A 7,955-nucleotide genomic window follows, 5' to 3' on the forward strand; every position below is an offset into this window, starting at 1 on the left:
TTTAAATGCTGTTGCATTTATTTGTTGAATCTAAGTTATTTTAATTTACACTTTTACTTTCTACATAGAATAACTTTTCATAATGGTCTTACCTTTCTAATTCAAATACTCCAAAACACTATCAGCGTAAATCGATTAACAATAACCTCAAACACTTTTAGCTAAGGTATATTTGACATAAGACATTGTTATTTACACTATATTATAAAGAATCATTCTATTTAATTAATACATTTGTGCAAAGCTATATTTTAGACTGATCTAAAATATCCGCAATCGGGAATAAAAACTCCGATAAAAAAATTAAAAAACAAGACATGAATCTACGCCTATACGATAAACAAAACAATCTACTGATTGAGCGAGAGTATCCCTTAAAGCTCACGCAAAAAGAACCCTTGATAGAAAACAGTATTCAGTTTAGTGAACACTATGCAACGGGGACATATAAAGAAATTTGTTTTAATGGGGTACACATTAGTATAGGTACTACGCACTTTGAAAAGCCTCTATCTATAAGCTTTGATAGTGACTTTAAAACTATTGAAATGCACTTTGCCTTAAAAGGTAGGAGCCTTTCTACAACCAACAAGAGAAAACAAACTGTCGAGTTTTCTCCTTATCAGCACAATATTATCTATTCGGACAACAACGCTGGGCAAATTCAATGGACAGAAAAGGATCTATACCTCTGTGAAATCAACCTAACACCTGAGTTTTTCCTAAAATATCTACCTCAAGACAATCAATTGTTTGATCGGTTCCACAACCTTATCACCAAAGAAAAGTCAGGACTACTTAGCCCTGTAAATCAAGCAATAACCCCCTTAATGTATCAACTCATAGTAGATATTATACAATGCAATCGATCAGGAGCATTCAAGCGTATGTATATCGAGGCGAAGGTTATCGAGTTATTACTCATACAATTAGAACAACTCTCACTGAGACATCAAAAACCACTTAGTATCAATAAAACAGATATAGAAAAAATACAAGCTGTCAAAGATTATATCATCAATAATCTCGATGCAGAAGATTCTCTTATCGACCTAGCTCATCGGGTTGGCACTAACGAGTTTACCCTAAAAAAAGGCTTTAAAGAATTATTTGGCACTACAGTCTTTGGGCTTTGGAATCAACAAAAACTAGAACAAGCCAAACGCTTACTCACTAATCAACAAATCAGTATAAGTGAAGTCGCCTATCTCCTCGGGTATAAAAACCCAAGACACTTCTCTACTGCTTTTAAAAACAAGTTTGGCTGCTCACCTAGTGCCTTCAAACAAAAATAGTCTTCCATAGACTCTATGCTATCGAAGACTAATAAGACCTACTGATCTAATATCAAGCTAATTTCCATATCTACTATTCTACTGATATGATTGTCAAATCCGCGACCAACACACATTTGCTCACTGCAAGAAGCCAAAGGGTTATGACAGTCATCTTGATCAAAGTCAATTATATCCACCTCTGCTGTATCAGGGTTTAAAGTATTATAGTCAAAACAGTGAAACCATTGTAATTGCAAGCCTTCATCGCCATAAGAAAAAGTAATAATATTATCCAATTTCTCCTTTGTTGTTTGATCAAACTCTATGGCGCTGTCAATATTCCAATACCCTAATGCGTCGCTTAATCGACTATACTCATCAAAGAGCCTTCGATTAAACTCATTATACTGACCAAATTGTATAAAACCCTTTTCTAAGACAAAAGATTTATATGAAGGTGGAAACTCAATACCTAAGTCTTGTTCGTATTGAGCTAAACGCTCGGCAGAAACTTCTTCTAACTCTACAGGTCTAAATCCTGAATCTATCTCATCTACATAGTCCTCATCGAGATTCTCATTCTCCATCAACAGATCAATAAAACAATCCAGACGCTCAACAGCTTGTTTAGCGGTTTCACCTTCTTTTGCTTTGAGTAAAGAAGTCATCTCTTGTTGATTATCCCCAAAGACAGATAGTTGGCTATCTGACTCGTCATAGAATAGATAAGCACTCGGACTACTATTGTTTTGCTTAACTGCTTTATGGGCATTGACAAAAGGACTATGTGGAAAATACTCATCAGTATCAACCGCCGCCTTATAGTAAGTCACCTGATGCTCCCCTTGTTCATCAAGACTCATCTGCTGAGCCAGTGCTCCATTGGGGTGAAACCGATCGCAACGAATTAACTCGCCTTCTTCACTAAAAAAAGTATTACTGCTCAAATATCCTTCACCAGCCCAGCATTTCCACTCTCCAATAGGTTGCCCTAAGGCATTGTTTTGGCCTAATACCCACTGCTGTTCTTCTCTATCATATACTGCCTCTATAGGTACTGTTTTGGGTCTTTTCATGATTAGTTCATTACTTTTATTTCCGTGAATTTACAATATATTCTCTTTTTGCACCAAAATACACTTTAATATTCAAAAACACAGTATTTGCTGCCAAGTTACTGCTCACATAGGTCAAGAAAGCAAGGAAAAGAAATGTCTGTAAATCAATTATTAGTTGCAGTATATCCTGATAGGTTTTAAAAACAAGACTGACTAAAGTATGAGACAAACAAAGCTATAAGGCGTTTATGAATATCTGTTTTTGATAGAACAAGAGGGTAGCTAATATTTTTATAAGTAAAAATCGTATCTTCACCCTAGAAAAGCAAACGACATGAATAAACAAACCAAACAAGAGATACTAAGGCTATATAAAACCTTTCAAGAAGAAGATAGCACAAAAGAAAATAGACTTGATCGATGGAGAAACTTAGAGCCTGAATCGGCAGAACTCATCTCAACGATTGTCAAAACTCAACAATTTAGAAATCTCTTAGAAATTGGGACATCTAATGGCTTTTCTACCTTATGGCTTGCCGATGCGGCACTTAGTACAGCTGGTAAACTAACCACCCTAGAGATCGATGCTACCCGCACAGCTAAAGCTCGAGAACACTTAGCTCAATTTGATCTACTTAGTCCAGTTACTCTACTGACTCTAGATGCTAAAGCTTTTTTGGAAACGGCAGATCCAGTCTTTGACTTCATCTTTTTAGATGCCCAGCGCAGCTACTACACGAGTTATTGGCCAGATTTGAAGCGATTACTACAAACCCCTAATAGCCTATTAATCGTCGATAACGCAGTGTCTCATCACGATCAAGTCAGCGACTTTATTGCCCTAATTCAACGCGAAGGAGTCTATACTACACATGTAGATCCTGTAGGAGCAGGACTACTATTTGTATCAAAAAAATAAATATCTTTATCCTAAATTAATTAAACCTCATCAATGACCATACTTCAATTACTTAAGCAATCAGACAAGTTTAATACTACAAAATTAGTTGTACGTGAATTAGATCAAGAAGATAAAGACTATTGGGTAGGCTTTGTTGACGATGACTCTAAGAGTTTTGATGTTCACATCTGGTTAAAAGGCAAGCAGATTGTTAATATGACTTGTGATTGTACTGAATCAGATAATGATTTATGTGCCCATCGAGTTTGTATGTTACAAGCAGTCAATCAACAAATCAGTGGAGTAAAAAAAACAAGCAAAAATAATACACTAACTAAAAAGAAAACCTCAACAAAAAAGCTTACACCAAGTGCTCTACTATTACAAGAGACAGGACAAGATCAGGTATATACGTGGCTTTTAGAATTGTTTAAAAAAAACAAAGAAGTAGAACAGGAGTTTATGCTTACTTTTCGAAAAAAAGAGCAATTGTCTTATACTGTTCAGGACATTGAAAAAATATTTGACGATATTCACAAAGCTGTATTTGGAAGAAGAAAGTCCGCAGATGCAAAAGACATGAAAAAGTATGTCGACTTATTGACCTTAGCCTTAAAGCCCGTACAAGACTTTATGACTATGTCAATGACCAAACCAATTTGTTTAGAAATCTATCAGTATAGTGCTAAACGACTGTACCTATTAGAAAGACAGATTAATTACAATTCCACGCGAATTGAAACATTTGCTGGTAAATTTGCCGACTTTTATAGCTTATCCATACTAAATATCAAAGATCAAACCGAGCAAGGAATAATAATAAAAAACCTATTCTCAACACTTTACGATTCAACTGATTATCACTTAGAAACAATGTCGTTAGAGCTATTGGTTAAGTTATTTTCTCAGCTAAACGATAAAAGTATCAAACAAGCATTTTCCTCTGAAATAATTAAACTACTCAAGTACTTCAACAAAAAAAACAGGTTCGGCGAAGATGTAGAACAACTATACTTCTTCTTAATTGTATTAATTAATACTGATGACTTCAAAGACAACTATCATTTGTTTAAACCTATAAGGTTTGAAAATCAATACAATCTATTGTTTCTTGAACACTTGTTAGTTCACGATATAGAATTAACGCAAAAGTATTGCTTAGAAATTATGGACTCAAACTATCATCCTTTCTACAATACACCTTATATTGAAATACTCACTGAAATTTACATTACTACTGAGAACTATAAAGGACTTGCAAAACTAAAAGCAACTAACTTCTTAACAGATCCCAACTTAGAAGATTATTTGTTTATCAAACAACACTTAGATGACCAAAACATATTTACCAAGTTTAGAACAAAGGTCTTATCTACCTTACGCAATAGCTTTTCCTACTATAATGATGACAATTCTAATGTAGAACTATACTTTGATATACTCCATAGCGAACAGAACTATAAAAAAATGCTTGAAGTATTAAATAACGATATACCTCAAACAATTATCTACTGTTATGCTGAACAACTACAAAAAGAGAACCCATTATGCTTTTTAAATAAAGTTTTAGAAATAGGACAATATCTAACCTTTAATCAAATAGTAGAACCTAAATTGGCTGATTTTATTACCAAACATTACTCCAAAGAACAAATCACTCAAGCCTTTAAAAAATACACCGCTAATAGAAGAAGCTTAAACGAGCTAATCTTAAACATGATAAAAGAGGACAATAAGTAAGTAAGAGAGAACTTCGGTTCTCTTTTTTTTGTCTTTATACATTTGACATATGCTAATGTTTTGTAAAATTATATTGCACACAATATAATTTACATACCTTTGATCCAGTTAACATTACAATACATGAGTGATCAATTAGCCTTAGAAAACCAAGTTTGCTTTCCGATCTATGCTTTAGCTAGAGAAATAGTAAATCACTATCGCCCTTTTTTGGACGAGTTAGACATCACTTATCCACAATATTTAGTACTACTAGTGCTTTGGAAAGAAACAGAACTAGCCGTTGGACAGTTGGGCGAACGCGTATTTCTAGATACAGGAACACTCACTCCCCTACTCAAGCGCATGCAGCAAAAAGAACTGGTCTCTCGTCAACGTTCCACACAAGACGAACGTATCGTAATGGTCTCACTAACACCTAAGGGGATAAAGTTAAAAGAGCAAGCGTGTAGCATTCCACAAAAGCTCATGGAATCCATGCAAGTGACCCCTGAAGAACTAAATTTACTCAAAGAGGTCGTTTGCCGAATTCTCAATAAGCAAAAATAGCCCCTTGAATTACAATACAGTAAAACAAAGAAAATGTCCTATAAACTTGGACAACAAAATAACGAAAAACAGAAAGTAAAATACTATGTCATTAATTGAAAACCTAAATTGGAGACATGCGGTAAAAGCCTATGATCCAACAAAAAAAGTAAGCCAAGAAAACATTGATAAAATCGTAGAAGCCATTCGCTTAGCACCAACTTCATCAGGACTCCAACCTTTTAAAGTGATTGTGGTATCTGATCAGTCTGTAAAAGAAAAGTTAGTCGAAGGAGCACTGAACCCAGAGTGTATGCGTGATGCTTCTCACATCATCGTACTGGCAGCATGGGATAAATATACAGCCGAGCGCATCGACAAAGTATATGACTATACTACTGATGAAAGAGGACTTCCTAGAGGGCGATTTGACGCTTATACAAGCAAGTTGAAAGACATCTATCTAAACCAACCCAATGAGGTAAACTTCGCACATACAGCTCGTCAAACCTATATTGCCCTTGGATTAGCACTAGCTCAAGCAGCTGAATTAAAAGTAGATACAACACCTGCAGAAGGTTTTGACAATAGCGTAGTGGATCGCGTATTGGAATTAGAAAAATACGGACTAAAAAGTGTATCGCTTATCTATGTAGGACATGCTGATAAAGCCAATGACTGGATGGGAAATATGAAGAAAGTTCGCGTACCTAAAGATGAGTTTGTCATCGAAATATAATTTAAGAAACAACTAAAGGATCTGCTTTATTTAGAAATAAAAAGGCGTTATTCTTAGCAGAAGTAAGCTTCTACTAAATATAACGCCTTTTTTGTTTATACTATTGCCTACAACACTCCTGTGTAATTATTGATGATACCTTCTAAAAGGACAGAGTATCTCAATTCACAACAGTTGTAAACGCGAAAACAGAGCAAACACCTATACGCTAGTGCCACTCTGTTTTCTAGATAAATATAAAATAGGGAATTTTCTTATTTAAAGAGCATTGTCTATTAGCCCTTATGATAATTAGTTAATTATATAACCATGATAATCAACTAATTATTTTGCTTTAATCACTTTCTCGTAAACAACTGCATTTAAAAAAACACATAATCAGCAACCTAAATATTATTTATGCGTACTAACTGACGTTAGTACAAATTTAGTATTGTTTGGATATGCTTATTGATAGTAGCACCACATGAAATACCTTTTATCGTAGCTAATGCAGGTTCCGATTTGACAAATCTATTTCCGTCTTTTGATACACCTTCAATTGTATAATAAACCTCTAGCTGATCTCCACCTATAAAATCCAAATCATAAAGTCTGAATATCAATTCGCTACGAGAAGCATCAAATTGCCACATCCCTTTACCGGACTCCTCGAAACTAGAATCACCAATAATATTGCCCTCATGATCTGTAAAGTGAAAGGTAGTGTAATCTAATATAAATTCTTCCGGCTCCATAATTGTCATCTTAGCAAATACACCTTTACTATCTCTCAGTTCACTCACACAAATTTCTTCTTCAATAGCATCTAAAGCAAAGCTATTTTGAATAGGAGACACTCTTAAATTTCGAACTATTGTACGATTTTCACGATTTTTTTCAGTCGCTCCAACAAAACCTATTTTTTACTTTATCAGGTATTGGTACATCATACTGATACAGCTCCTCATCTGGCGTATTAATTCCCAATTGACGAAACGTCTTAAAAGTAGTATCATATTTAAAATGATCTATTAGAATCAAGTCTTGACCATTTACTCTACTTTTAACTGATATGATAGTTGACTTTTTATCCTCACTTGCCTTTATCTCAACTATAATCTTTTGAAAATTAGGATTGGGATCAGCACCTCCGTTAGTAATATCAAATTTAGGAGCATTGTCGTTTTTACCAAAAATATACTGACCAGTTTTGTAATCTAATTGTGCGTAATTAGGTGCACTTTCATCAACTTCATTACCGTAATAATGAGTATATAAAACAGGAAAACCTCTATAATCATTCATAAAACCTCCACGAAAAGTAATATGCTTGTCATATAAATGATTCCACAGTTTATAACTTGTCGTCCCTTGTTCTAAATAACGTTGTTGTGAAATTGCCTCTCGCAACTGATAAGCTTTCGTTACATATTCACTCTTAGAATGACCGTTTACATCAAAGCCTATACCTAAATAAGCACCCACTATTCCTGGTTTGTTTTCTGTACTATTGCTTATATTATACACGTAGCCTAATCCTGACCCTCCATACCCCATTTTCTTTACGTTAGCTTTAGAATCCACTAAGAAAAAGGTCAACCCTCCAGACAGAGAAGATTCATCATTCATCTCACTCAACGCATATTCAAACTCAAAAACAGCACCTTCAACCAAGCCTACTTCTAAATCTTTATGAAGTTTCGCACCGTGAATTAAGTATGTAGAATGCA

General features: G+C 34.6%; 7 protein-coding genes and 1 pseudogene. 5 read left to right on the top strand and 3 right to left on the bottom strand.

The genetic code is table 11. The features are described from left to right. Nucleotides 1-317 precede the first annotated feature (317 nt). Complete coding sequence (locus GJV77_RS14240; protein WP_155036998.1) at nt 318-1,295, top strand: helix-turn-helix domain-containing protein; 978 nt, start codon at nt 318-320, stop codon at nt 1,293-1,295. A 38-nt stretch (nt 1,296-1,333) separates the two neighbouring features. On the opposite strand, the gene GJV77_RS14245 is transcribed toward GJV77_RS14240, so the two are convergent. Beyond that, nucleotides 1,334-2,353 (bottom strand): SMI1/KNR4 family protein, encoded by a 1,020-nt coding sequence (locus tag GJV77_RS14245; protein WP_155036999.1) that lies wholly within the window; start codon nt 2,351-2,353, stop codon nt 1,334-1,336. Between the two features lie 316 nt (nt 2,354-2,669). Between GJV77_RS14245 and GJV77_RS14250 the strand changes: the two genes are divergently transcribed. The 4 genes from GJV77_RS14250 to GJV77_RS14265 all read left to right on the top strand — a co-directional run bounded on the left by GJV77_RS14250 (nt 2,670) and on the right by GJV77_RS14265 (nt 6,243). Then, nucleotides 2,670-3,254 carry an O-methyltransferase gene (locus tag GJV77_RS14250; RefSeq protein ID WP_155037000.1) on the top strand — a complete coding sequence of 195 codons (585 nt, stop codon included), beginning with the start codon at nt 2,670-2,672 and terminating at the stop codon, nt 3,252-3,254. Between the two features lie 33 nt (nt 3,255-3,287). Next, complete coding sequence (locus GJV77_RS14255; protein WP_155037001.1) at nt 3,288-4,976, top strand: hypothetical protein; 1,689 nt, start codon at nt 3,288-3,290, stop codon at nt 4,974-4,976. 123 nt (nt 4,977-5,099) lie between these two features. Continuing rightward, nucleotides 5,100-5,525, top strand: coding sequence for a MarR family winged helix-turn-helix transcriptional regulator (locus GJV77_RS14260; protein ID WP_155037002.1), 426 nt, complete (start codon nt 5,100-5,102; stop codon nt 5,523-5,525). An 85-nt stretch (nt 5,526-5,610) separates the two neighbouring features. After that, nucleotides 5,611-6,243, top strand: a complete 633-nt coding sequence (locus tag GJV77_RS14265) for a nitroreductase family protein (RefSeq protein WP_155037003.1) — start codon at nt 5,611-5,613, stop codon at nt 6,241-6,243. Between the two features lie 416 nt (nt 6,244-6,659). Here the strand turns inward: GJV77_RS14265 and GJV77_RS14270 are convergent, their stop codons facing one another. Further along, nucleotides 6,660-7,082 (bottom strand): hypothetical protein, encoded by a 423-nt coding sequence (locus GJV77_RS14270; protein WP_155037004.1) that lies wholly within the window; start codon nt 7,080-7,082, stop codon nt 6,660-6,662. A gap of 40 nt (nt 7,083-7,122) precedes the next feature. Then, nucleotides 7,123-7,955 (bottom strand): annotated as a pseudogene (locus GJV77_RS14750) (hypothetical protein); the annotation flags it as partial.

This window comes from Myroides pelagicus (genome assembly GCF_009711055.1).
GTDB lineage: Bacteria > Bacteroidota > Bacteroidia > Flavobacteriales > Flavobacteriaceae > Flavobacterium > Flavobacterium pelagicum.